This window comes from Halalkalibacterium halodurans (assembly GCF_004376175.1).
In the GTDB taxonomy this organism is placed as follows: domain Bacteria; phylum Bacillota; class Bacilli; order Bacillales; family Bacillaceae_D; genus Halalkalibacterium; species Halalkalibacterium halodurans.
In genome coordinates, this window is record NZ_SNUY01000002.1 from 1 (window position 1) to 26,562 (window position 26,562).

Genomic DNA, 26,562 nt, shown 5'->3' on the forward strand with positions numbered 1-26,562 from the left:
GGGGATTGATGTCGTGTGGTTACCTCATCAATACCTTAGAATTCAGGGGGGTGGCAAGTTTTTTGCTTATAAAGCCCTCTAATATAGGATTTATTAACCTATTTCTATATAAAGTTTTGACAATACGCAAATTTGAAAAGGGGGAGAAACATGAAAAAGAGGATCGTTCACTCATTTTTAGTAGGATTATTAGCAGTTGGTATTCTAACAGCTTGTTCGCAAGAAGGATCCACAACGGAAGATGAGACGAATACGAATGAAGACGGAACAGTCACAATTACGACCGCACGTACTCTTGATGATGGCACCGTTTTTAAAGATGGTGAAGATGTTCATGATAACGTCGTCACGAGATGGGCTGAAGAGGAGTTGGGAATTAAATTCGTGACAGAGTGGACGCAGCCAAATGATGAACAATTCAATACACAATTGCGTCTAATGATGTCTTCAGGTGAGAAGCTGCCAGATGTATTTCAAGTCAATGACACGGCCATTAAGGCTGATTTGCTTGCCTCTGGTCTCGTGATGCCGGTTGATGAAGCGATTGAGACATATGCTTCTCCGAGGTTAAAACAATTATTTGAGCAATTCCCACAAGCGTTTTATCCGTCAACAAAAGACGGGGTTCGCTACGGAATTCCTCGATTTTCAGGCGGGAACGGGTCTGACACTCTTCTCTGGATTCGCCAAGATTGGCTAGATAAATTTGACCTAGAACCGCCAACAACATTGGAAGAATTAGAACACATCATGGATGTATTTGTAAACGAAGATCCGAATGAAACAGGAAAAAACGATACGATCGGAATTACTTTTGCTGCTGGTGATTATGGGTTTCGAGGTGGAAACATTGCCGATAGTAGCTGGGTTTTTGGAGCGTTTGGCGACTTTGTTCCAGGGGCATGGAGTAAAGGAGACGACGGCTCACTCGTATATGGATCTATTCAGCCATCGGTGAAAGATGGGTTGGCGAAGATTCATGAATGGTATGAAAAAGGGTACCTTGCAACTGACTTTGCCATTTTAAGTGCTGGCGATGCACAGGAAAGCTTTATTTCCGGTCGATCTGGTATTATGGCTGCCCCTCCTTGGGCCCACGGATATCCAATCGGTGAAATGGCTCAAGTCGTTCCAGATGCGATTGTGAAGCCTTTCCCTCATGTAAGTGGGCCTAACGGTCAAGCGGGACGAAGAGGAGAAGGATATGTTGTCGGATCGTTTTTGTTCAACAAAGATTTTGAGCACATGGATAAATTTTTTGAGTATTGGGATGCCATTTATGGTTATACGTTCGGGGAATCAGACTATTTTGAATACGGATTGTTTGAAGGCTATGACTATGTAATGGAGGACGGAGAGCCTGTATATGATCATGCTCAATTTGAAGAGATCACTGGTGAAGAAGTAGTCGACCCAGGGCGTTATTTCTTACCAACGAACGTTCCGACCATTCCGTTTGAAATGTATAGCCTGCTGGAAGAGTTTCATGAGACAGGAAGGGAGCCTAAGACAGGGTATGAGGCAGGACTTGCTGGTCGGGATCCAGACTACATTGAAGCTGCTGCGATCGTCAATCGGCAAAACGACCTTCGGATCATTAATGAGTTTAACGGACCACCGACACCAACCATGGTTTCAAGATCTGAGCATCTAGAGCGAATGGAGGACGAGTTGTTCGTCGATATTATTTATGGCAACAAGCCGCTGGATGCTTTCGATCAATTCGTTGAAGAATGGCGTCAATCAGGTGGAGAGGCGATAACAGAAGAAGTTAATGAGTGGTATGAATCTGTGCAACAGTAGTACCGGATTTTGTTATGGAACAAAAAGGTGCAGCCCCATTTCCGCTGTTTGCTGGGAGGCACCTTCTGTTCCATTCATTTCTTCGTAAAGGAGGGAACGCGTTGGAAAGCCAAGCTGTAACTAGCAACGCGAAAACGGTAGAACGGAAGCTAAAGAAACAAAAGTGGAATTTTCGTAGGACGTGGCAGCTCCATGTGTTGTTAATCCCTGCCCTCATACTTGCCTTGATCTTTCAGTACGGTCCGATGTTTGGCATCGTGATGGCTTTCCAAGATTACAAGCCGTGGCTCGGGTTTACTGGGTCGGAGTGGGTTGGACTCCAACATTTCATTACGATGTTTGAGTATGATTACGCGAAGCAGGTCATTTGGAATACGCTTGTCATTTCTGTGTTAAAAATGATCTTCGGCCTCATCGTCCCAATCATTGTCGCTTTACTATTAAATGAAATGTACCAGATGGTCGTCAAGCGAACGGTGCAAACGATCATCTACTTACCTTATTTTCTTTCATGGGTTATTTTAGGTGGAATCTTAATTGATGTTTTGTCTCCAGATGGAGGAATTGTCAATCAAGCGCTAGGTTTATTCGGAATCGATCCAATCTTTTTCTTAGGGAGCAACGACTGGTTTCGGACGACGGTCGTGATTAGCGATCTTTGGAAGGAAACAGGCTTTAATACCATCGTCTTTTTAGCAGCTATTACAGCGGTTAACCCTAATTTATATGAAGCAGCCGTGGTCGACGGGGCGAATCGATGGAAGCAGACGCTTCACATCACGTTGCCAGCGATGCTGCCAATTATTATTGTTGTCGCGACCTTGTCGTTAGGAAACATTTTAAACGCTGGGTTTGATCAAATTTTTAACCTTTATAACCCTCTTGTGTATCAAACGGGAGACATTATCGATACGTATGTTTACCGAGTCTCGCTCGTAAACGGTGACTTTAGTTATGGAACAGCGGTAGGGCTCTTTAAATCACTCATCAGCTTAGTGTTAATCATCATCGGTTACCGTCTCGCTTACAAATATGCGAATTGGAGAATTTTCTAGGGGGAATTTTCGATGCGTGTCTACAAAACGAAGGGTTATAAAGTGTTTACAGCTTTTAACTATACTTTTTTGCTATTATTTGCTGTTCTTTGCATTTTGCCGCTCGTGCATATTTTTGCTGTTTCTTTAAGTGGCAGCGGTGCCGCGGCAGCTAATCTCGTGATGTTTTTGCCGGTAGATTTCACTTTGGATGCGTACGAGCGGACGATTGCCAACGATAATTTTATTCGCTCTTTTTTGATCTCGGTGGTCCGTGTCGTTCTTGGGACTGTCATTTCCATGGGCGCGATGCTCTGTGCGGCTTATGCCTTATCAAAAGAGGATCGTGACTTCAAGGGACGAAAATTTTACATTTGGTTTTTTGTTATTACGATGTTGTTTAATGGAGGTCTCGTTCCGACGTATATGGTCGTGACAGGATTAGGATTAACGAATACGATTTGGGCACTCGTATTACCACCGGCGATTAATGCCTTCAATCTCATCCTGCTACTCAACTTCTTTCGTACAGCGGTCCCTAAATCATTGGAAGAGTCGGCTTTCATTGATGGAGCCAATCACTTTCAAATCTTTCTCAAAATCTATTTACCGATTTCTGTCCCAGCGATTGCGACGGTTTCATTGTTTACGATGGTGTTCCATTGGAACTCATGGTTTGATGGAATGATATACAACAACGATGCTCGCAACTACCCGCTACAAACCTTTTTGCAAACGATCGTTGTCCAGCAAGATTTCAGCCAAATTACAGATGCGGAAACGCTTCGAAATCTATCACAGCGAACGGTTCAAGCGGCGCAAATCTTTATTGCTGCTCTGCCGATGCTGATCGTCTACCCATTTATCCAAAAATATTTCGTCAAAGGGATTGTATTGGGCGCGGAAAAAGAATAGGAGGGATCACATTTGCTACCAATCAATGAAAATTTAAAAGGAAAAGTAGCTGTCATTACAGGTGGAAGTGGGGTGCTCTGCCGGGCGATGGCTTATGAATTAGGGAGACAAGGTGTGAAGGTAGCCATTCTCAATCGAAATCGTGATACAGGAAACGAAGTAGCTGAAACGATTCGAGAAGCAGGGGGAGATGCGCTTGCCATCTCTTGCGATGTGTTAGAGGTAGACCAAGTGAAAGCAGCTGAAAAACAGATCAGAAAGGAATTTGGTGCTTGCGACATTCTCATTAACGGGGCAGGAGGCAATCACCCTGATGGGACAACAGACGAAGAGACTGTTCGTATGGAAAACGTGGCAAAAGAAACGAAGACGTTTTTTGATTTGACGGTCGAAGGGTTTCAGCGCGTGTTTGAACTGAATTTAATTAGCGCGATGGTAAGCTCACAAGTGTTTGCAAAAGGAATGGCCCATCGGAAAGGGGCTGTCATCATCAACATGTCCTCGATGAGTGGGCCCACTCCGATGACAAAGGTTCCTGCCTACAGTGCAGCAAAAGCAGGAATTGATAATTTTACGAAGTGGTTAGCGGTGCATATGGTGGAGGTTGGCATTCGCGTGAACGCGATCGCGCCTGGTTTTTTTCTCACAGACCAAAACAAAAAACTGCTGCTTCAGGATGACGGCTCATGGACAGAGCGTTCAAAAAAAATCTTTTCTCATACGCCAATGAGGCGATTTGGAAAGCCTGAAGATTTACTAGGTACGGTCATTTGGCTAGCAGATGAGACGATGTCTGGATTTGTAACTGGTGTAACCGTACCAGTCGATGGTGGGTTTATGGCGTATTCGGGCGTGTAGAGAAAGGAGGAAGGATAAGATGAAAACAGTAGTTGTAAATGATCATTCATTTGCTTATTTTCCAAAGAAATGGAAGTGTTGCATCGGCACGGGAAGGTTAGGCTTAGCGTTGCAAAAAGAATACGTGGATCATCTCGCGCGATTGCAAAAGGAGCTGAACTTTCAATACATACGAGGACATGGGCTTCTTCATGATGACATTGGTATTTATCGCGAGCGAAAGCGGGCCGATGGCACAGTTGAGCCGTTTTATAATTTTACGTACATTGACCGAATTTTCGATACGTTTCTTGAATTGAACATTCGTCCGTTTGTTGAGATTGGCTTTATGCCAAAGCTATTGGCTTCTGGGGAACAAACGATTTTCGATTGGCAAGGGAATGTGACCCCGCCAAAAGACTATGACCAGTGGAAACAACTTATTCAAGCGGTTATTTCCCACTTTATTGACCGATATGGGGTAGAGGAAGTGACAAAATGGCCGTTCGAAATATGGAATGAGCCGAATTTAATCAACTTTTGGCAGCATGCCGATAAGAAAGAGTATTTTAAATTGTACAAAATAACCGCCCGTGCGATCAAAGAGGTTCACCCGTACATTCAAGTGGGTGGCCCGGCTATATGCGGCGGTTCAGATGAATGGATCACAGACTTTTTACAATTTTGTCATAAGGAAGAGGTTCCTGTAGACTTTGTTTCAAGGCATGCGTATACGTCGGCAAAACCGCACAAAGTAACACCTGACTATTATTATCAAGAGCTTTATGAAAATACCCATATGCTAGATGAGTTAAAGAACGTAAAGGAGCTCATTCAACAATCACCATTTCCTAATTTGCCTTTTCATATTACGGAGTATAATACATCCTACAGTCCGATTAACCCGGTTCACGATACGGTTCTTAACGCCGCTTATTTAGCGCGAATTTTAAGCGAGGCAGGTGACATTGTTGATTCATTCTCCTATTGGACGTTCAGCGACGTATTTGAAGAAGCAGGAGTCCCTACTGCACCTTTCCACGGAGGCTTTGGGTTAATCGCTCTTCATGGGATCGCGAAGCCGACCTACCACTTGTTTTCGTTTTTTAACCAGCTTGGAGAACAGTTGCTTTACCGTGACTCACAAATGGTAGTGACGAAGAAACAAGATGGTTCAATCCAACTCGTCGTCTGGAATCTTATCATGGAGAAAGGTGAAGGGTTAGAGCAAACCGTGCAAATCGAATTGCCAACTCAATCAGACGCTGTTTTCATTAAGCGAAAAACGATTGATGAAACGAATGGGAACCCTTGGCGTGTATGGAAGGAGATGGGGCGTCCTAGGTTTCCGAAAAAGAATGAAATTGACACGCTTCAGGAAGTCGCTCAGCCTCTTATCCGTACCGAGAGAAGGGATGGATTAAGTCGAACGCTCAAGCTAGAGCTAACGCTATCGAAAAACGAAGTAAGTTTGGTCGAAGTTTTTCCAATCATAGATGAAACGAACACGTATCCTGGTCTGGATGATCGGCTGATTCCTTCGTATTAACGAACGGAAGCAGATATGGATTTTCGTCATCGGTAAACGATTTTAGCATAAGACAATCTATTTTCCTCATAAATGGTAGAGAAGGCTAAAACCCATTGGAGGGAATTGTTTTGTTTAAACGGATCGATAAGTTGTTAATTGACCTGCCGAAGCCTGATCATCCAGATGCAAATGCAGCCGCCGCCGTTCAAGAGCTGCTTGGTGGTCGATTCGGAGAAATGTCGACCTTGAATAATTACATGTATCAATCGTTTAACTTTCGCCAAAAACACAAGCTTCGTCCGTTTTATGAATTGGTAGCGAGCATTACGGCGGAAGAGTTTGGGCACGTGGAGCTCGTATCGAATACGATCAACCTGATGATTGAAGGAACCACCTTTCCCGGAGATCCTGACATTACCCCGATGCAAGATGCAAAGGATAAGCGAAACACGTATCATTTTATTTCAACAGCACAAACGTCCTATCCGATGGACTCGATGGGGGCTTCATGGCGCGGTGACTACGTCGTCAACAGCGGGAACCTAATCTTTGATCTTCTGCATAACTATTTTCTTGAAATCGGGGCAAGAACGCATAAGATGCGCGTGTATGAAATGACCGATCACCCGGTTGCTCGAGAAATGATCGGTTACTTGCTCGTTCGTGGCGGCGTTCATATTATCGCCTATGCGAAAGCACTTGAGATTGCAACAGGGGTCGATTTAACGAAAATGTTACCAGTTCCAAACTTAAGCAACCGTCAATTTGATTACGCGCGAAAGTTTGAAGATCAAGGAGTCCACCGTAAGCTCTATACGTGGAGCGACATGGATTATCGGACGATTTCGCAAATTTGGAAGGGAGAGCATCCAACAGAAGGTGGTCCGCTCGAAGTGGTAAAAGGAACACCAGAGGGTGCACCGATTCCTGATTTGGAGGAATTGCCTGAGGAGTTTGCGCCAGGTATTTCGCGCGACGACTTTCTTGAAATCGCCAAGCGACTCAAACGAAATGCAGGGTTGTAAGAACGGGATCTAACGGTAATAAAAAGGTTCGGAATCATTTTAGTTTGATGTTCCGAACCTTTTTTCTGTTGATTCATAGGGTTGCCTATTGTTTGATCGGCGTTCATGGCCGTGGACTTACGTAAGTTCACAGCTATAAAAGGCAAATTCTCATTCATTTTTCACATTCACGTTGCCCCTTATGGACATTCAAGTGAGCCTTCAAGATAACCAAAAGCTGGTTCTAAGTCCCCCTTAGCTGTCAATAGATTTCCCACGTTTTCCCGTCTCCCAATGAAAAGAGATCGCTTTCAGGAATGAATGAAATCCGTTATCATAGAAAGGAAGGTTAGAAGACGGAACGAGGAGATGGAGCGGATGAAGAAAATTACCTTATCGGTCATTCCTGGAGATGGCGTTGGTAAAGAAATTATGCCCCATGCCCTTCGTGTGCTAGATGCGGTCGCCGAGGTTCATGGTGGTCTTACCTTTGAAAAGGTCGAATACCCGTGGAGCTGCGAGTATTATTTGGAACATGGTGAGATGATGCCAGAGGACGGACTTGTCCAGCTTACTGAAAGTGATGCTGTATTCCTAGGCGCGGTCGGTAACCCACAACTCGTGCCCGACCATGTTTCATTATGGGGGCTGTTAATCGCGATACGCCGCGGCTTTCAACAGTCGTTGAATATTCGCCATGCGAAGCAAATTCGTGGAATTGATCCACCGATTAAACATGCTAATCAGTTTGATTTGCTCGTTGTACGAGAAAATAGTGAGGGAGAATATAGCGAGGTGGGGGGACGGATTCATCAAGGGGACGATGAAGTTGTCGTTCAAAATGCAATCTTTACAAAGAAAGCGACGAAACGAGCGATTGACTATGCGTTTCAGCTAGCGGCCACCCGGGGAAAACGAGTGACGAGTGCGACAAAATCGAACGGAATCGTCTTTTCGATGCCTTTTTGGGATAACGTCTTTCAAGAGGTAGGAAAGCAATACCCAGATATCGAGCAACAGTCGGTTCATATTGATGCGTTAACCGCTTTTCTCGTCACAAAGCCTGCTGAATTTGATGTGATTGTAGCGAGTAATCTTTTTGGTGATATCTTGACCGATGTGAGCGCAGCGATAATGGGGAGTATTGGAATTGGACCTGCTGCGAATTTAAATGTGGAAGGAACATACCCGTCTATGTTTGAGCCTGTACACGGATCAGCACCAGATATTGTCGGAAAAGGAATGGCCAATCCGATCGGACAAATATGGGCGGGGAAAATGATGCTCGATCACTTTGGTGAAGAAGAGCTTGGGAAAACGTTATTAGACATTGTTGAAGATGTAACGGAAGCGGGAATTAAGACCCCTGATATTGGTGGGCGAGCAACAACAGGAGAAGTTGCTGACGCGATCATTGAACGGGTAAAATCATTAACGTAGGAGAGTGCAAAATGGACATTCGTAACATTTATTGCATTGGCCGAAACTATGCAGACCATGCGAGGGAGCTTGGCAATGCAATACCGGACAAACCAATCTTATTTTCAAAACCGACCCATTCCCTTACGATTGCCAATGGACAGATGCTAGAATTTCCGAGTAACCGTGGAGAGATCCATCATGAACTAGAAATAGTTTTGCATATTGGTAAGCCCTACGAAAAAGGAATTTCGCTCGAGGAACTCGTTGATGTCATGGCGCTAGGAATCGATTTTACGCTTCGGGATGAACAAAACGAATTAAAGAAAAAAGGCCACCCATGGCTGCGAGCGAAAGGATTTAAGCATGCGGCAGTGGTGACCGACTTTTGGTCATTTCCTGGAGAAGAAACGTGCAAGGCTACCGACTTTTCTTTATTGATTCATGATCAGGTCGTTCAGAAAGGAAACATACAGCAGATGCTCTTTTCTTTTGAACAAATGGTTGAAGAAGTGGGTGAAGCCTTTGGATTAGGAGAGGGAGACCTCTTGTTTACAGGAACGCCAGAAGGGGTTGGACCGATCCAATCAGGAGACCAGCTTTCGCTTTTTTGGGGGACGGAACGAAAAGGGCATTTTTCTGTTCGTATCACTAGCGTTGCACAAAAAAGTGAAGACAAAGTCAAGGGTACAGAAATGGAATATTATTGATAATTATTACATTTTATAACTTTACGAAATATTCAGTTTTATTTTTTTCTTGGTAATCAAGTCAAAAGGATAAGGGGGGTCTGTTTGAAGGTAGTCCTTATCCAATTTTTTACAAATTAGTAGATAGGGTCATAACTTAGGTCGTTTAAATGTTGGGTATCACCATCTTCAAATTGTGCTAAGGTTTCGTTGAAAATCCGGTCATGATCAAGTCGCCTTCGACCCTTTGATGATCGCTTGGGCTTTTTAAATAGCTCCTTTAGAAAAACAGAGAAGCTTCTCCACCAATATTCTTTTATAAACTCAAGCATCTCAAGGAGAGTTCCTTGATAACGCACTTTCTTCTTCATTAATAAAGTTAAACAGAAAGTAATCATGGCGATATAGACTTGGTTGTAAACGGCATTGGCGCTCTTTCCATAACATTTTTTCAGAACCATATGCTGCTTCATCCATTTGAAGAACAACTCGATTTGCCAGCGGCTTCGATAAAGATCACTGATTTCCTCTGCGCTCATCTTTGCATCATTTATGATAATCGAGATCTTGTTTCCTTGACTGTCCAGCGTTTCAATCAATCGTAGAGGGTATTTCATTTTTCCTAGCTTGACCACCGCCTCACGAAGAATATCGGAAGATGGGTCCACAGGCAGTTCTTCAATAACCTTGATGACCGTGTTATCTTTTATTCGAGTACAAAACCGAACGTTATTTTTACAGTAATCGTCAAACTTATCGAAATCGAAATATCCCCGATCAAATACGTGAAGGGCATCCTTTTCGATGACCATCAAGGCATCCAGTTGTGTGGAATCTGCCCGCCTGGCAGGGGTGATGATGATCTTATCCGGGGAAATCTCCCCTTCATGAATAACGACACGGGTATGTATTTTCACTCCCGCTTTTGTATTTCGGAAATGAGCCCATCGATACTGGCTAAGACAAAAAGAGATGGTAGTAGAATCAATGAGATGGATTTTGCCTAATAAAGCATTTCCCTTTTCCTTCCCGAATTCCCGGTGGATCTGTTGGACTAAATGATGAAGGATGGATTCAAAAATCTCTGGTGGCAAATCAGAAAGTTTACGGGATAATTGGGATTTACTGATGCTTTTTAATCCAAGTTCTTTTTGTAATTTTTTCTTATGCCGCACTTTAAAACTAATTTCCTTTAGACTTGATAACTGTTTCAATTGAGCATAAATAAAGAGTTTGATAAAGGTGAGGCTATCTAGTTTTTTAACATATTTATCCACTTGCATTTGATCAATGATTTTAGAAATGACTTTCATGTCTGTCGGTTGAATGTATTCCTTAAAAACCGTTTTTGTGTTATTCTTGTCCATAGGTTTACTCCTTATAATTAGGATATGGACAGGACTTCGTACCTTCTGTCATCTAATTATAAGGATTTTTTTATGAAGTTGAAGACTAGTATTTACCATAAATTCAATAAAATTGAATTTAATTACACCTTGACAAATCTTTTTTTATTTAATGCAACGCTAGTGTGTTCGTATGTAGAAATTATCTTGTGGATAAGAGAGGGGCAAGCATGAAGGACCGTTCGTTTGACACGTTGCAAGAAGCGGTGGATGTATTAAGCTTGACGTTAAATGGTCCGGTGACATTAGAAGACCGAGAACATCGTTTGCTTGCATATAGTAAACATTCACATGAGACGGATTCGGCAAGGATTGAGACGATTATGAATCGACAAGTGCCAGATCGTGTCATTGAAGGGCTGTGGTCCAGCGGATTACTTCAAAAATTAAATCAAACAGATGAGCCCATTCGCATACCTGGGATCCCTGCTGTCGGATTAGGGAATCGAGTGGCTATCAGCATTCGCCAACAGCAGTTCGTTCTCGGCTACATATGGGTGCTAGAATTAGAGGAACCGTTGACAGATGAGCAGTTAAACGATTTAAAGGACATGGTGAGCTTAATTCGAGCGATGCTCATTAAACAACAGGAAACACGATTTCGTAGACGGTTGGAGCGTGAGGAGAGATGGCGTCATCTCTATCAAGGAACGGAAACAGTAGCTGAAGTAAAAAGACGCTTTCAAGCCGAGGGAGAGCCTTTGCCTGAACGAGGGGTTGTCGTCCAATTTTTTTGCGAACGGACCATTAAGGAGGAACATGAGCAGGCTCTTTCCTTCATATCGGAAAAAGTGAAGAGCCGAATTCTCGTCACATTTGCGATGCTGATCGACGGGAAATGGACGGTCTACTTAACCGATTCGTTAAAAAAACCTCTAGATGAGCAAGTGGTCAAACATTTTATTGACCAGTGGATTCGCTCGTGGAATGATCAATTCTCTTATGCGAACGTACTTGCTGGAGTTGGGCAGCACTGCTCCCAGCTAACCGACGTCTCAGAAAGCTTTCATCAGGCTGAAAAAGTGATTGAACTAAAAGGTGAGTTCGCGTATGAACTGGACAAAGTCTATTATTTTCATGAATTAGGATTTTATCGGATAATAGTTGATTCGGTTCCGATACTAGAAAGTGAGACGGTACAAACGCTCGCTGCCTATGACCAGAAGCAAGGAACAGAGCTATTGCAAACGCTAGAGGCCTTCTTAGATGTGGATGAACGGAATCAAGCAGCGGCTGCCTTGCTCCATGTTCACCCAAACACGCTGAACTACCGAATGAAGCGAATTTATGAGTTAACCGGTCTTGATGTAAAGAACATGAAAGATAAAGTCAGTCTTTATCTTGAGTTGAAACTAAGAAGGTGGAGAAATCGGGTTGAGTAGAGCTTTTACTAATACTGGAATAATAGGGTTTTTGCTGATTTTAGTATCAGATCGTCATAAAATCTAACAAACAGCTGGCTTGTGATGAGGGTGAGCCGTATACTATGATCAAGCTTAACATAGCCGAGGAGCGATTTTGATGAAAATAAAAATTGATGATTTGCGTAGTAATCAAGTAGTCGAACTCATAAGGGAACATCTTCACGGTATGACGCTACACTCCTCGCCAGAAAGTATCCATGCGCTAGATTTAAGTTCGCTTCAACAACCTGAAATCACGGTTTGGAGTGTATGGGAGGGGGAAGACTTGGCTGGCATTGGTGCCTTGAAACAGCTTGATGATCATCACGGTGAGATCAAATCGATGCGAACATCGAAGGCATATTTAAGAAAAGGAGTAGCGAAAAGACTCTTAAATCATCTCATTGAAGAAGCAAACAGCCGTGGCTACAAACAGATTAGTTTAGAGACCGGTTCAATGGAAGCTTTTGAGCCAGCTAGGAAATTGTATGAAGCATTCGGTTTCCAGTATTGTGAGCCGTTTGCCGATTATACGGAAGACCCGAATAGTTTGTATATGACAAAGGCATTATAGGCCAAAATAGTTCTTAAAAGGAAACAGATGAAAGCCTCTTTTTAAATAAGGGGCTTTTTTGCACTGAGTAGGCTTCCCTTTTACTAGAAAACATCGTAATGTGTATTTGCCAACTTGTCAGGGACGTGATAAAAACAGGTGTCAGCCTTTCCGTGGCTAGGGTCTTAACATTTCTTTTGCAAAACATTCACCCTAGCTTCATATCAGTTTTACAAAAACAGCGTAAGGTAGAAATCAAAGAAATACATTAGCGACACGATCGGGTGGAGACGTGATGAGAGAACCCTAATGGTTGCAAAAAGGATACAGACATGTCAGTTGTATTCTTCTTGTAGCGATTAGGGTTTTGTCGTGTTTACCGATTGACTTAGGATGGTGAAGCGCGTGAAAGAATATCGAACGTACTTTTTTGATCTGGATGGAACGCTAGTCAACGGGAAAACGCTCTTTCCTTATGCGAAAGAGATCATTGCCGAACTGACGGCCCAAAAGAAACAACTTTATTTTTTAACGAATCATCCGATCCGGTCGCGAAAAGAATTAAAGCAGCATTTGCAGCAAATGGGTTTAACAGTTTCCATGCAGCAGCTATTGACACCGACGTTAGCGATTTTGGAATATTTCGGGGAAAAGCAGGGACCTGTTAGTCTATACATCGTCGGGTCTCCAATGATTAAGGAAGAAATTTCAAGAGAGGGGTTGCACCTTCTTCATTCGTCGCGAGATCCTGTGTGTGGCGAAGTGTACGTCATTTTAGGGATGGCGCCGAATATCGGTTATAACCAACTGCAAGAAGCGTTTTTTCTTCTACAACAAGGGGCGAGGCTCGTACTGTTAAATCCTGATTTGTTTTGCCCGACTCCCAATGGATTGCTCCTTGACACAGGGTCCATTGCAAGGGTGCTCATGAATGAAAAAATGGACATTCACCAAGCGGAGACTGTGGGGAAGCCGTCGATTTGGATGCAGCAAGTACTTTTGAAAAAAATTCGCCATGCGCGCAGCAGGTCAGTGATGATTGGAGATTCGCTCACTAGTGATATTGCGATTGGACAAGCTGTCGGAATCGATACCGTTCTGCTGTATAGCGGTGTGACGAAGAAAAGTTCGTTGGAGTTTGTCAAGCAGAAGCCTACATATGAATATGATTCTCTTAAACAACTGTATGAAGCGCTAAAGGAGGTACGTTATGTTTGAACAGCCTTATATCTTTGCCCTTACCGATTGGGAGATGGCAGACCGTTGCTTGGAATCAAACGTCCAAACCGTCTTTTTACTAACCGGTACGATGCTCGACTTACCTGAAAAAGTGTATGCCTTACAGCAAAGGGGGAAAACCGTCTATCTTCACGTCGATCTGATTACGGGGGTTCAAGCAAACACTCATGAAGGAATGCGCTACATTGCAGAAGTGATTGCCCCTGACGGAATTATTAGCACGAAGGGGCAGGCAATTATGCAAGGAAAAAAACTTGGACTTAAGACGATCCAACGCATCTTTCTTATCGACCGCCACGCATTAAACAAAGCGATTGATACGTGTTTAAAGATTGAACCAGATGCAGTTGAGGCGATGCCGGGGCTTATTATGCCTCGCATAATCGAAGAATTGGTTGCCAGGCTCCCGTTTCATATCGTCTCAGGTGGACTTTTTCAAGAAAAGGAAGAGATGGATCTCGCCTTACGTGCAGGCGCTGCCGCGGTATCAGGAAGTCATGTGCTCGATTGCTTTATAGAGAGGGAGGAGACAACGAATGAGTCATGTCGAGTTATTGAACCTATGCAAAAGCTATGATCAAACGACGTTTGCTGTTGAGGATATTAACGTATCGATCAAGGAAGGGGAATTTTTTATCCTTGTTGGACCTTCTGGTTGTGGTAAGAGCACTATGCTACGGATGATTGCTGGGTTAGAAGATATCAGTGCTGGTGAATTAAAAATTCACGGAGCGACAGCCAACCATTTACCACCAAGCAAACGGAACTTATCGATGGTGTTTCAAAACTATGCCCTTTATCCCCATTTAACGGTGGAAGAAAACATTTTATTCGGCCTTAAAGTCCGAAAAGTAAAAAAAGCAGAGCGGTCAGAGCGCTGCCAACGAGCGGCTGCCATGCTTGGCTTAACCGACTATTTAAAGCGAAAGCCGCGGGAGTTATCTGGTGGACAGCGGCAACGGGTGGCACTTGCGCGGGCGGTCGTTAGTGAAGCCCCTCTCTGTCTAATGGATGAGCCTCTATCCAACCTAGATGCGAAGCTGAGGGGGCATATGCGCACAGAGATTCGTCAATTGCAACGACAGTTAGGAATGACCATGATCTATGTGACCCACGATCAAGTGGAGGCGATGACGATGGGGGACCGGATCATGGTACTAAAAGACGGTCAAGTTCAGCAAGTCGGGTCACCGCTCGACATTTATAATGCACCTGCGAATTTGTTTGTGGCCACCTTTATTGGAGCACCACCGATGAATATTGCCAAGGCGACGGTGGATCGAATGAATCGAGAGCTTGCCATAGGCTCCTTGCGTTTACCAATCGAAGAACAGCTGCTAATGCGCATCAGTAGCGATACCGTACAGCTTGGCATTCGTCCTGAGCAAATAGCGAGGGCAGATGCACCAACCCCTGAGCACGTCCAATGGCACGTGACAGTTACAAATGTTGAAGTATTAGGGAATGAAACGTTGCTCGCGTTTAAGGTTGGTGAGCATGAATGGAAAGCGAAATGGCTCGGACAGTGGCCTTATCAACTCCATGAAACCATTGCGATTTCTTTTGCAAAGGAGCATCTTTACCTTTTTGATGGAGAAACGGGAAAAACGCTCGTATCACCTGATCAGAATCAACCATACCTAAGGGGGGCGGTATCCCTTGAATCCAGCTGAAGCGACTCGCGTACAAGAAAAAATGAAGCAGCACGTCATCCAAGAAAAAGCGTCATTTTGGAAACGAACCGCGAATGTTCGGATAGCGGCGCTCTACTTATTCCCATCGCTTTTACTATTTTCTATCTTTTTGTTTTTTCCAATGATCCGAACGGTCTATCTTAGCTTCTTTCTCACAGATGCGCAAGGAAACGCTGCTCTGTTTGTCGGGTTGGAGAACTACCTGTATCTTTTTCAATCCGATCCGTTTCGAAAGAGTGCGTCAGCGACGTTTTTATTCGTTCTTTATACTGTACCAACCGGCGTTCTACTTGCACTATTTCTCGCCTTAATTGCCAATGAAAAGCTACGAGGGATTGGTCTATTCCGGACGATCTTTTCTTCCACGATGGGCATGTCGGTTGCAGCATCTGCGGTCATTTGGTTGTTTTTGTTCCATCCGACCGTTGGCATTTTGAATTCAATTTTAGGGTTCATTGGTATCGACAGCATTCCGTGGCTACTCGACCCAAAATGGGCGTTAATCTCGATTGCCATCACTACGATTTGGATGAATACAGGATTTTCTTTTTTGGTCCTACTAGGCGGGTTGCAAAACATTGATCAGCATTTATACGAAAGTGCTCGGATAGATGGAGCGGGCTATTTTTATCAACTGTTCCGGATTACGGTACCGATGCTGTCACCAACGTTGTTTTTCATTATTACCATCACATTTATTCACTCGTTTCAATCGTTCGGCCAGGTCGACATTTTAACAGGTGGTGGACCAGCAGAAGCGACTAATCTCATCGTCTATTCGATCTATCAAGATGCGTTTATCAACTATCAATTTGGCACGGCTAGTGCGCAAGCGGTGATTTTATTTTTACTCGTTTTGCTGTTAACCCTTGTGCAGTTTAAGTTTGGCGAGAAGAAGGTGCACTATCAATGAAAACGACGAGACCTTATATCGTATATCCGCTCCTATGTCTCTCGGCATTGCTTATCTTTTTTCCGATTGTTTACGCGTTTTTTGTAAGCTTTATGAGCGGTGCTGAAGTGTTGAGCCGGGCATTTTTTCCGTCGTCCGTTAACTTTGACAACTATGAAAAAGTTTTTTCAACGGTCCCGCTTCTTCACTATTTGCAAAATAGTTTCATTGTCTCAATCACAGTTATGATCGGTCAGCTCATCGTTTGTTCGTTATCTGCATATGTCTTTGCCTTTATCCCTTTTAAAGGGCGGACGTTCGTGTTTCTCTTGTTCATCTCTACGCTCATGATTCCGTGGGAAGCGGCCATGATCCCGAATTTTCTCACGATCCAAAAACTAGGCTGGCTAAACTCCTATTTAGGGATGACCGTTCCATTTTTCGCCCTCGCCTTTGGGACGTTTTTGCTTCGCCAGCATTTTAAGACGATTCCGAAGGAGCTTCATGAAGCAGCGCAAGTCGAGGGACTTTCTCCGTTTCAATTTTTTTATAAAGTGTGCCTTCCTTATGCGAAGACGAGTCTAGTGACTCTTGGAATCTACGGATTTTTAACGACGTGGAACATGTACTTGTGGCCGCTTCTCGTCACGACAAATGATCGTAAGCGAACGGTCCAAATCGGGCTTAAACAATTACAAACGGTTGAAGTTGCGACCGAATGGGGGGTGGTTATGGCAGGAGTCGTCGTTGTCATTATTCCTACCTTATTGCTTCTGTTTCTCGGGCAGAAGCAGCTGCAAAAAGGGTTAACGCAAGGAGCAATTAAGTAACGCATATTTTAAAAAGGAGTGAAGTTAAGGTGAAAAAATTCGTATTCATGCTTATGGTCATTTTTTGTTCTTTTTGGTTAGCTGCGTGTTCGGGAGGCTCCGAACAAACAGGAAGCGAGGAAGAATCTGCAGAAGCGGATAATGAATCGAGCGAGGAAGCCGGAGAAGGTGTGGCTAATGCTGAAAAGCTCCAAGTCGAATTTTGGCACGGGATGAGTGGTGGTTTAGGGGAAACCCTCGACGAGCTTGTGGCCACTTACAATGAATCACAAGACGAAGTAGAGATTGTACCTGAATATCAAGGTTCCTATGAGGAGCTACTGACAAAATTCCGCAGCGTGGGCGGGACAAGTGATTCACCTGGCCTCGTACAAGTGTTTGAAATTGGGACAAAATATATGATCGAAAGTGGCTTTATTACTCCGGTTCAAGAATGGATTGATAAGGACAATTACGACGTGTCCCAATTAGAAGAAAACATTTTAACGTACTATTCCGTAGATGGGGATTTATATTCGATGCCGTTTAACTCCTCGACACCAGCCCTTTACTACAATAAAGATGCGTTCGAAGAAGTGGGACTGGATCCAGAAAATCCACCACGCTCTTTCTCAGAAATCAAAGAGGCTGCTGAAAAGTTAACGACAGATGATCGATACGGGTTCTCAATTCTAGGTTATGGCTGGTTCTTTGAGCAGCTACTTGCAACGCAAGGGGCCGATTATGTGAACAATGACAACGGTCGTACGGATGAAGCAACAGAAGCTGTATTCAACGGAGAAGAGGGATTGCGGGTTTTTGAATGGATTTATGACATGAACAACGATGGCACGTTCGGGTACTTTGGAACGAACTGGGACGATCTTCGCGCTGCATTCCAAGCAGAGCAAGTCGCGATGATTCTCGACTCAACGGCGGGTATTAAAGGAACCGTGGAGGCTGCTCCATTTGAAGTTGGTGTCGGCTTCATTCCTCATGCAGATGATGTGGAGCCAAATGGTGTCATTATCGGGGGTGGCTCGATCTGGATGGCGAATGGCATTTCTGAAGAAGAGCAGGCGGCAGCGTTTGATTTCTTAAAGTATTTGCAAACCCCAGAGGTGCAAGCGGAATGGCATATCAACACGGGCTATTTTGCCATCAATCCCGATGCTTATGAGGAGCCAATTGTTGAACAAGAGCATGAGAACATTCCACAGCTTCGCGTACCGATTGAACAGCTGCAACAGACGGTTCCATCGACAGCAACGCAAGGGGCGCTCATCCCTGTCTTCCCAGAGTCAAGACAGCACGTCGTCACGGCCCTGGAAAATATGCTGCAAGGAACGGACCCGAAAACAGCGCTTGACCAGGCGGCAGAAGGAACAAATCGGGCGATTGAGGTGTACAACCGGACAGCAGGGGAATAACATATAAAGAGGACGTGTTGGAGGTCTTGGGGGCGTGTCCCTTAAGGCCTTCCCGCTTTGTCGCTGGAGCATGGTACATAAAAAAGGAGTGTCGGAGTATGTCCCAGAAGCAACGAACACACATTTATGCCCATCGCGGGGTGTCGTGCAAATATCCTGAAAATACGCTGAGCGCTTTTCGTGCAGCAGAAGGAGTCGGTGCTGACGGTATTGAGCTTGACGTTCAACTGACGAAAGATGATCAACTGATCGTCATTCATGATTTGCATTTAAACCGAACGACATCGGGAAGCGGCTTAGTACGTGCCCATACATTGAGCGAACTGAAGCGGTTAGATGCAGGGAGCTGGTTCGACGAACGTTTTACAGGGGAGACGCTTCCAACGTTAGATGAAGTGTTTGCATGGGCCCAATCGAATGAGCTCATCTTTAACGTTGAATTAAAGGGAGTAGTGGAAGATCGGGATCGTTTGTTTACCGCGATCTCCGCTTGTATCGACACGTTCAAAATGAGAGATCGAGTGATCCTCTCCTCCTTTGATCATGTGTTGATCAAGAAACTGTCGGGTTCATTTACGCGAAATCAATTAGCAGTCATTGTGATGGCGGCCCTATATGACCCAGGAGGCTATGTACAAAAAGTTGGCGCGACTGGCTATCATTTTTATTACCCGGCGATGACGGAAGCAGAGGTTTACCACTTGCTCCAGAAAGGCCTGAAGCTTCGTCCTTTTACATTAAATCAAGAAGAGGACATCCGTCGTTATATGCAGCTCGGGGTTAATGGGATTTTCACTGATGATCCTGAGCTTGCCATAAGAGTTGCCCTTGAGCTTTCTACAACAAAGTAACAACAGAGCCCCGTCCAGTGTAAGAACGGGGCTTTTATGCAATTTACGGAAGGTTCACTTATCATCATTCAGATTAGGGGAAGACAAGTTTCGCTAATACGGCTAGAAAGTGTAAAGTGCTGACAATGAAGATCGTTCAACTTAAACAACAACCGCCTCTCGCGTTTCGTTTTCTATGGTTTCCCTGAGGGTATCATAGGAAAGACAGACAGGCTTCCCACTTGTCGGGTCATTGACAATCGTCGCTTCAATTTGGAAAACGTCACGTAAAACATCTGAACACATGACATCCTCTGGCGTGCCCTCTTTTACGACCGTTCCTTTTCGCAAAGCAATTAAATAATCGGAAAAACGAGCGGCATGGTTTAAATCATGAAGAACCATCACGATCGTGCGCCCTTCTTGTTCGTTGAGCTTTTTTAGAAGCAACAACACTTCTAGTTGATGGGCCATATCTAAATACGTTGTTGGCTCATCAAGAAGGAGGAGCGGTGTTTGTTGTGCAAGCGCCATCGCAATCCATACCCGTTGCCGCTGCCCACCTGATAACGCCTGAATCGGGCGATGACGGAACTCTTCAAGTCCAGTAGAGTGTAGTGCTTTTTCGACGATTTGATGGTCGGCTTCAGTTAAACGTCCGAACCCCTTTTGATGGGGAAAACGGCCATATGAGACGAGCTCATATACAGTAAGTTCTCCAGGAGATTCCGGTGTTTGCGGGAGAATCGCCATTTTTTTAGCGATGTCCCTTGTTTTTTGTTTGTGAATCGCCTTCCCATCTAAATAAGCTACGCCGGATTGTGGAGCATGGATCCGTGAGATCGTTTTGAGAATCGTCGATTTCCCGCAGCCATTTGCGCCGATGATCGTCGTGATTTTCCCTTCTGGAATGGCAATGTTGAGATCCTCTACAATTTTTGTATCGCCGTAACCGATCGACAATGACTCCGTATAAATGATGGACATGGTTTTCCTCCTTACGGTGTTTTAATGAGTAAATAGATGAAATAAGGGGCGCCAAAAAAGGCAACCACGATGCCAACAGGAATTTCATTTGGTGCCAGCAAATGACGAGCAACAAAATCGGCAAACAATAGGAGCAATGAGCCGGTTAATGCGGCCGCAGGAAGGAGGACGTAATGGTTCGGTCCTACCACGCGGCGGGCAAGGTGAGGGGCGATTAAGCCTAAAAAGGAAATCGCACCGCCGACAGCGACGCACGAACCGGCAAGGGCCACGGCTGCAAATAAGAGCCAGCGCCGCTCGCTTTCAACTTGTGTGCCAAGCCCAACCGCAACCGGATCGCCTAAGTTCAAGACATTTAAATAACGAGCCTTATATAAAACGAGTGGAAGGAACAGAACAATCCATGGAAGTAAGCTTAAAACATAGCTCCAATTCGCTCCCCATATGGCACCGGTTAACCAAATCGTTGCACTCATAAAATCGCGCGGTTCCATTCGCAATTGAAAAATGAGAATCGCGGCTGAAAATAAACCGGCAATTCCGATCCCTACAAGGATAAGGCGCGTCGGTGTCACTTCCCCTTTCTTTAACGCGAAAAGGTAGATTAAGACGGCGGCTGTTGCTGCTCCCATTAGGGCAAACAGCGGCATAAGAAAAATGTTAAAGGTAGATAGGCCGGTTATGCTTCCTTGCACAAAGGAAATAAATAAGACGACGGCAAGCCCAGCTCCGGCGTTAATCCCGATAATGCCTGGATCTGCTAAAGCATTTCTCGTAATCCCCTGCAAGATTGTACCAGCAACCGCCAGTCCGGCACCGATCAGCAATGCTAGCACCATTCGCGGCAAGCGAAAGCTGAACAGGACGAGCTCTTGCCGTTCGGACCCCATCCCAATCAATGTTTTCAATACATCTGAAGGAGGAATTCGAACAGCTCCCGTATTGAGACTAACAATGAACGTAATAAAAATAAGAACAGAAACGATAATAAAGTATGTCATGTTGCGACGGTTCACTATAAACCCCTCCGATCTCGGCGTGCTAGATAGAGAAAGAATGGGACACCGACAAGGGCGGTGATGGCCCCAATCGGAGTTTCAAATGGAGGATTCACCATTCGAGACCCAATGTCTGCGAGCACAAGTAGGAGGGCGCCAAAAACCGCCGAACATGGTAGCACGACCCGATAGTCAACTCCGACAAGAAAGCGCGTCACGTGGGGGATGATTAACCCGACAAACCCGACCGCTCCTGCTACTGAAACGGCGGCTCCGGTTAATAGGAGGACGGCAAGAATGGCCACAATCCGGACAAAGAACGTTCGTTGTCCTAATCCTACCGCCACTTCATCTCCTAAACTAAGAACGGTAATGGAACGGGCAATGAACAAGGATAAAAAGAGACCGAGCAAAAAGACAGGTACGAGAAATTGAATCTGTGTCCAGTTTGTTCCAGCAACGCCGCCCGCATACCAAAAGCTTACATGTTGCGCAACTTGAAAATGGATAGCAATCCCTGTCGCAAGCGAGTCAAGGAGGGCACCGATTGCGACGCCTGCCAACGCTAACTTCACAGGAGAGAGCTGTCCCTTTGCTAGAAAGACAATTGAGAAAACGAGTGCTGCTGCAACTCCCGCTCCTGCAAACGACATTAACATCGTTTGTAAAAATGAAATCCCAGGAATGAAAGCAAACGCAATGGCGATCGCAAGGGTTGAGCCGTCCGTTAATCCTAAAATGGAAGGAGAGGCGAGCGGGTTGCGTGTCATTCCTTGCATGATCGCGCCTGAAATGGCGAGACATGCGCCCACAAGTGCCGCGGCAACGGAACGAGGGATCCGCAATTCTTGGATAATTTGGTGTTCGGTTAACGTCGGGTCAAAAGCAAATACTGCTTGCCAGACGGTTTTAAAGCCCACGTCGGCCGCTCCTAAGGAAATCGAAGCTGCCATAGCTACGGCCAATAATACCAGACCAATGATCGCCGCGATGGCACCAATAATCGGTCTGGATATGTATTCATTTTTTCGCACAGGGTGTCACCTTCTAGAAATATACAATTAATATTGATAATCATTATCACTCAAATAAGTATATAACGGAAAGAAGAAAGATTCAATGAAAAAACAGAAGGAGGACTGAATTTGAAAACGCCCTAAGCATGACGATAGATGCTTAAGGCGTTTAGAAGAGGTTACCGCGATTGGGTGGTCGAGGAAATCGTGACAGGGTGAATGTCCCAAATCTCACTTGCATATTCAGAGATCGTTCGATCACTTGAAAATTTTCCGGAATGAGCGATGTTCGTAATGCTCTTTTTCAACCACTCTGTCGGTTGACGATAGGCTTGCTCAAGCAAGTCTTGAGCTTCCACGTATGAATCAAAATCTTTCAGCACGAAATACTCATCATTATTTGAAAGGAGGGTATAGTAAATGTCTTTAAACTCCACGTCGTCATTGGATAACGAGCCGTTGACGAGCTGATCCATCACGCGGCGAATCCGTTGATCACCGTTGTATACATCCCGTGAGCGATACATGCGTGAAAGCTGATAGGCGAGCACATCTTCAGCCGTTAATCCGAATGTGAAAATATTATCCGGCCCGACCATTTCACGAATTTCTACATTCGCACCATCTAATGTCCCAATCGTGATCGCGCCATTCATCATGAATTTCATGTTACCTGTGCCAGAAGCTTCTTTGCTCGCCGTTGAAATTTGCTCACTTACATCTGTAGCAGGGATAATCTGTTCCGCTAATGATACGTTATAGTTTTCGAGAAATACCACTCTGATCTTCTCTCTAACGATTGGATCTGCTGCGATTTTTGCGGCAGTCGTCGTAATCAGCTTAATGACCTTTTTCGCAAAGTGGTACCCTGGAGCAGCTTTGGCACCGAAAATAAACGTCCGTGGAACCATATCCATGTTCGGATTATCGCGGATCATTTCATACAAATGAAGAATGTGAAAAACATTTAACAGCTGCCTTTTATAGCCATGAAGCCGTTTAATGTGCACATCAAAGATTGAGCGATCATCGACGCGGATGCCTGTTCTCTCTTGAATGTATTTGGCCAATGCTGTTTTATTTGCCTGTTTCACTCCAGCAATTTTCTCTTGAAATGCCGCGTCACCGGCATATTTAAGCAAGGTGATCAATTGCTTCGGTTCACGGACCCACGTTTCTCCGATCGCTTCGGTAATAAGTGACGCGAGGGGTGGATTGGCCATCAATAGCCAACGCCGGTGGGTGATTCCGTTCGTTTTATTGTTGAATTTTTCCGGGAAGACCGTATAGAACGGCTTCATCACACTATTTTTTAAAATGTCTGTGTGAAGTTTGGCGACGCCGTTTACGCTATAGCTACCGACAATAGCTAAATGAGCCATATGAATTTGCCCGTAAGAAATGATCGCCATATGTTTAATTTCGTCCCGTAGCGTCGGATGGGCAAGCCAAAGATGGCGACAAAAGCGCTCGTTAATCTCGTGAATGATCATGTAAATCCGTGGCAATAACGTTTTAACCATATCAACTGGCCATGTTTCTAACGCTTCGCTCATCGTTGTATGATTCGTATAAGCAACCGTGCGTGTCGTAAGCTCCCATGCTTTTTCCCACGAAAGTTGTTCTTGATCCAAAAGCAATCGCATGAGCTCAGGGATGACAAGACTCGGGTGGGTATCATTGATTTGAATCGCTATTTTTTCAGGTAAAAGATCGACCGATGGATAAGAGTTTTTAAATTCCCGCAAAATGCACTGCAAGCCAGCCGACACGAGAAAGTATTGCTGTTTCAAGCGAAGCAGGCGGCCTTCGTACGAAGAGTCATCTGGATAGAGAAACTCGGAAATCTGTTCAACCGAACGCTTATAATCTAAGTAGTGGTAATAGTCTTTTCGATCAATTGAATAAAAGTGAAAGTCATTGGTTGTCGATTCTGCGCTCCAAAGCCTAAGGGTGTTCACCGTATTGTTTTGATACCCTGATACCGGAATATCATACGGGACCGCTAGTACTTTTTCATAGTGATGATGTTTAAACGTCAGGCGGCCACTCTCTTCCACGGTTTCGATTTCACCACCAAAATGAACCTCCACTGTTTGGTCCAGCCTTTTTGTCTCCCACACATATTCATTTTTAAGCCAATAATCTGGTAATTCCACTTGGTTGCCGTCGACGATTTTTTGTTGAAATAGGCCGTATTTATAGCGAATCCCGCAGCCGTGGCCCGGCAGCTCCAAAGAGGCTAGGGAATCAAGAAAGCAAGCGGCTAACCGACCGAGGCCACCATTGCCTAATCCAGGATCCTGCTCTTGGCCGAGAACTTCTTCCAAGTTAAAACCAAGCTCTTCAAGCCCTTGTTTGCAAGTTTCCAACAGGCCTGAGTTCAAAAGGTTGGTTGTCATTAAGCGTCCGAGTAAAAATTCCATTGAGAAGTAATACACTTGTTTTTGTGAGTTGCTTCGGTACGTTCCTTTCGTATCCTGCCATTTTCGATTAAGGAGCTCTCGCAAAATGAGGCCCACTGTTTGAAAGGCCTCAAAAGGGGTGGCCTTCTCAACCTTTTTCCCAAAGGTCGTCATTAATTTATCGCTGAATTGCTGGCGGAACTCGTGAACGAATAGACTCATGCCTCCACCTTCCTTTTCCCTAGTATTTCTTCATAAAGCGCTGTATATTGTTTGGCGGAAACGTCCCATCCTACTTCCGAGTTGTAGATGTTAAGCAAAAGGTTTTCCCACTCTTTTTCCGTACGATAAAAACGGAGGGCTCGCTTGATTGTATACAAGAAATCATGGGCGTTATAGTGAGTAAAACTGAATCCATTTCCTTTGCCTATTTCTTCATTATAGGATTGAATCGTGTCATATAACCCTCCTGTTTCACGAACGATTGGAACCGTTTCGTAGCGAAGGGAAATCATTTGGCTAAGTCCGCACGGTTCGAATCGGGACGGCATGATGAATAAATCAGCCCCTGCATAAAGCTTACGTGCGAGCGGCTCCGCAAACACACATTTAAATGAAATTTGATGTGGATGCAAAGAAGCTAGATGATGCAGTTGGTCCTCTAAAGAAGGATCGCCTGTACCGAGAATGGCGAGCTGCACATTTTCCGTTGTCACAAGTTCACCTGCAATTTGGGTGAGAAGAGGGACCCCTTTCTCTTCTACGAGACGGTTGACCATCGCAATAAGAGGAATGTCCTTGCGCTCTGGCAATTCAAACAGACGTTGGATGACCTGTTTGTTTTTCCGTTTTTCCATTTGATTGTGCTTATAAGGATACGTAACATGCGGATCGGTTTTTGGATCGAAATCCTCCAGGTCAATCCCATTTAAAATACCTCTTGTTTTTCCTCGTTCTTGATGAAGCAATCCGTGCAAGCCTTCGCCAAAGGCAGGGGTTTGTATTTCCTGAGCATATGTTGGGCTTACCGTTGTAACCCGGTCAGAATGGACGAGTGCTCCCTTCAAAAAATTGATCGCACCGTCCATCTCTAATCCAGCAAAGTGCTCTGGCGCAAAGTGAAGCAATTCGCGAAAAACATCAAGGGGAAAGGCTCCTTGATAGCGAAGGTTATGGATTGTGAACACCGTTGGTACGGGATTTTCGACGGAACCCGTTTTCATATAGGCAGGAATAAGACCTGACTGCCAATCATGGCAATGAATTAAATCAGGTGATTCATCAAGGAACGGTAAAGAGCTAAGAACAGCATGATTAAAAAATGTGAACCGTTCAGCCTCATCGAGATAGCCGTAAAGGCGTTCCCGCTTAAAGTAATATTCGTTATCGATGAAGTAGTAGGTCACTCCTTGATCTACAAACTGCTCCAGTCCACAATATTGATTTCGCCATGTGACGGAGACCGTGAACGATTTTTTTAACGTTAATTGGTTCTGCCATTCGTCAGAGAGGTGTCCATATTTTGGTAGGATGACGGAAACATTGATCCCTTGTTTTATAAGAGCTTTTGGGAGCGAACCGAGAACGTCGGCAAGTCCCCCTGTTTTGAAAAAAGGGCTGCATTCTGAAGCGACGTGTAACACATTCACTGTTGTTCTCTCCTTTTAC

The 26,562-nt window shown here is 44.6% G+C and carries 23 protein-coding genes; 17 read left to right on the plus strand and 6 right to left on the minus strand.

Annotated elements, in window-relative coordinates; genetic code table 11:
* The first annotated feature begins 150 nt into the window (after positions 1-150).
* The 8 genes from E2L07_RS00785 (at position 151) to E2L07_RS00820 (ending at position 9,253) form a co-directional block, all read left to right on the plus strand.
* The gene (locus tag E2L07_RS00785) at positions 151-1,803 is read left to right on the plus strand and encodes an extracellular solute-binding protein (protein ID WP_053431693.1); all 1,653 of its coding nucleotides are present in this window, start codon (positions 151-153) and stop codon (positions 1,801-1,803) included.
* Positions 1,804-1,904: 101 nt separating this feature from the next.
* The gene (locus E2L07_RS00790; RefSeq protein WP_053431692.1) at positions 1,905-2,858 is read left to right on the plus strand and encodes an ABC transporter permease; all 954 of its coding nucleotides are present in this window, start codon (positions 1,905-1,907) and stop codon (positions 2,856-2,858) included.
* A gap of 12 nt (positions 2,859-2,870) precedes the next feature.
* Positions 2,871-3,752, plus strand: a complete 882-nt coding sequence (locus tag E2L07_RS00795) for a carbohydrate ABC transporter permease (RefSeq protein WP_010897236.1) — start codon at positions 2,871-2,873, stop codon at positions 3,750-3,752.
* Positions 3,753-3,764: 12 nt separating this feature from the next.
* A complete protein-coding gene (locus tag E2L07_RS00800; RefSeq protein WP_134228580.1) occupies positions 3,765-4,610 on the plus strand; it encodes an SDR family oxidoreductase in 846 nt (281 codons plus the stop codon).
* 19 nt (positions 4,611-4,629) lie between these two features.
* Entirely contained in the window at positions 4,630-6,138 is a 1,509-nt protein-coding gene (locus E2L07_RS00805) for a GH39 family glycosyl hydrolase (protein WP_053431690.1), read from the plus strand.
* A gap of 110 nt (positions 6,139-6,248) precedes the next feature.
* Positions 6,249-7,145: a manganese catalase family protein gene (locus E2L07_RS00810; protein ID WP_010897239.1), complete on the plus strand. Its 897-nt coding sequence runs from the start codon at positions 6,249-6,251 to the stop codon at positions 7,143-7,145.
* A 357-nt stretch (positions 7,146-7,502) separates the two neighbouring features.
* Complete coding sequence (locus E2L07_RS00815) at positions 7,503-8,564, plus strand: tartrate dehydrogenase (protein WP_053431689.1); 1,062 nt, start codon at positions 7,503-7,505, stop codon at positions 8,562-8,564.
* 11 nt (positions 8,565-8,575) lie between these two features.
* Positions 8,576-9,253: a fumarylacetoacetate hydrolase family protein gene (locus tag E2L07_RS00820; RefSeq protein ID WP_134228581.1), complete on the plus strand. Its 678-nt coding sequence runs from the start codon at positions 8,576-8,578 to the stop codon at positions 9,251-9,253.
* Between the two features lie 116 nt (positions 9,254-9,369).
* Here E2L07_RS00820 and E2L07_RS00825 read toward each other — a convergent pair whose 3' ends face one another.
* Complete coding sequence (locus E2L07_RS00825) at positions 9,370-10,599, minus strand: IS4 family transposase (protein ID WP_134228582.1); 1,230 nt, start codon at positions 10,597-10,599, stop codon at positions 9,370-9,372.
* A 209-nt stretch (positions 10,600-10,808) separates the two neighbouring features.
* On the opposite strand from E2L07_RS00825, the gene E2L07_RS00830 reads away from it, so the two are divergent.
* The 9 genes from E2L07_RS00830 (at position 10,809) to E2L07_RS00870 (ending at position 19,509) form a co-directional block, all read left to right on the plus strand.
* A complete protein-coding gene (locus E2L07_RS00830; protein ID WP_134228583.1) occupies positions 10,809-12,020 on the plus strand; it encodes a PucR family transcriptional regulator in 1,212 nt (403 codons plus the stop codon).
* 139 nt (positions 12,021-12,159) lie between these two features.
* Positions 12,160-12,615, plus strand: a complete 456-nt coding sequence (locus tag E2L07_RS00835) for a GNAT family N-acetyltransferase (RefSeq protein WP_134228584.1) — start codon at positions 12,160-12,162, stop codon at positions 12,613-12,615.
* A gap of 384 nt (positions 12,616-12,999) precedes the next feature.
* Positions 13,000-13,812: an HAD-IIA family hydrolase gene (locus E2L07_RS00840; RefSeq protein ID WP_053431687.1), complete on the plus strand. Its 813-nt coding sequence runs from the start codon at positions 13,000-13,002 to the stop codon at positions 13,810-13,812.
* The gene (locus E2L07_RS00845; protein WP_010897245.1) at positions 13,805-14,410 is read left to right on the plus strand and encodes a glycerol-3-phosphate responsive antiterminator; all 606 of its coding nucleotides are present in this window, start codon (positions 13,805-13,807) and stop codon (positions 14,408-14,410) included. The genes E2L07_RS00840 and E2L07_RS00845 overlap by 8 nt, the downstream gene beginning before the upstream one ends.
* Positions 14,370-15,506: an ABC transporter ATP-binding protein gene (locus E2L07_RS00850; RefSeq protein ID WP_134228585.1), complete on the plus strand. Its 1,137-nt coding sequence runs from the start codon at positions 14,370-14,372 to the stop codon at positions 15,504-15,506. The genes E2L07_RS00845 and E2L07_RS00850 overlap by 41 nt, the downstream gene beginning before the upstream one ends.
* A 22-nt stretch (positions 15,507-15,528) precedes the next feature.
* Complete coding sequence (locus E2L07_RS00855) at positions 15,529-16,440, plus strand: carbohydrate ABC transporter permease (RefSeq protein WP_134228632.1); 912 nt, start codon at positions 15,529-15,531, stop codon at positions 16,438-16,440.
* The gene (locus E2L07_RS00860; protein WP_053431686.1) at positions 16,437-17,249 is read left to right on the plus strand and encodes a carbohydrate ABC transporter permease; all 813 of its coding nucleotides are present in this window, start codon (positions 16,437-16,439) and stop codon (positions 17,247-17,249) included. Before E2L07_RS00855 ends, E2L07_RS00860 begins: the two co-directional genes overlap by 4 nt.
* 29 nt (positions 17,250-17,278) lie before the next feature.
* Entirely contained in the window at positions 17,279-18,658 is a 1,380-nt protein-coding gene (locus tag E2L07_RS00865) for an ABC transporter substrate-binding protein (protein ID WP_134228586.1), read from the plus strand.
* Positions 18,659-18,756: 98 nt separating this feature from the next.
* Positions 18,757-19,509, plus strand: a complete 753-nt coding sequence (locus tag E2L07_RS00870; protein WP_134228587.1) for a glycerophosphodiester phosphodiesterase family protein — start codon at positions 18,757-18,759, stop codon at positions 19,507-19,509.
* 141 nt (positions 19,510-19,650) lie between these two features.
* Here E2L07_RS00870 and E2L07_RS00875 read toward each other — a convergent pair whose 3' ends face one another.
* The 5 genes from E2L07_RS00875 to glgA all read right to left on the minus strand — a co-directional run bounded on the left by E2L07_RS00875 (position 19,651) and on the right by glgA (position 26,543).
* Positions 19,651-20,475, minus strand: coding sequence for an ABC transporter ATP-binding protein (locus E2L07_RS00875; protein ID WP_134228588.1), 825 nt, complete (start codon positions 20,473-20,475; stop codon positions 19,651-19,653).
* Positions 20,476-20,486: 11 nt separating this feature from the next.
* A complete protein-coding gene (locus E2L07_RS00880; RefSeq protein ID WP_053432017.1) occupies positions 20,487-21,476 on the minus strand; it encodes a FecCD family ABC transporter permease in 990 nt (329 codons plus the stop codon).
* Between the two features lie 14 nt (positions 21,477-21,490).
* Positions 21,491-22,507: a FecCD family ABC transporter permease gene (locus tag E2L07_RS00885; RefSeq protein ID WP_053431682.1), complete on the minus strand. Its 1,017-nt coding sequence runs from the start codon at positions 22,505-22,507 to the stop codon at positions 21,491-21,493.
* A gap of 161 nt (positions 22,508-22,668) precedes the next feature.
* Positions 22,669-25,116 carry a glycogen/starch/alpha-glucan phosphorylase gene (locus E2L07_RS00890; protein WP_134228589.1) on the minus strand — a complete coding sequence of 816 codons (2,448 nt, stop codon included), beginning with the start codon at positions 25,114-25,116 and terminating at the stop codon, positions 22,669-22,671.
* On the minus strand, positions 25,113-26,543 hold the full coding sequence (gene glgA / locus E2L07_RS00895; protein ID WP_134228590.1) for a glycogen synthase GlgA: 1,431 nt from the start codon (positions 26,541-26,543) through the stop codon (positions 25,113-25,115). Before glgA ends, E2L07_RS00890 begins: the two co-directional genes overlap by 4 nt.
* Positions 26,544-26,562: the final 19 nt, after the last annotated feature.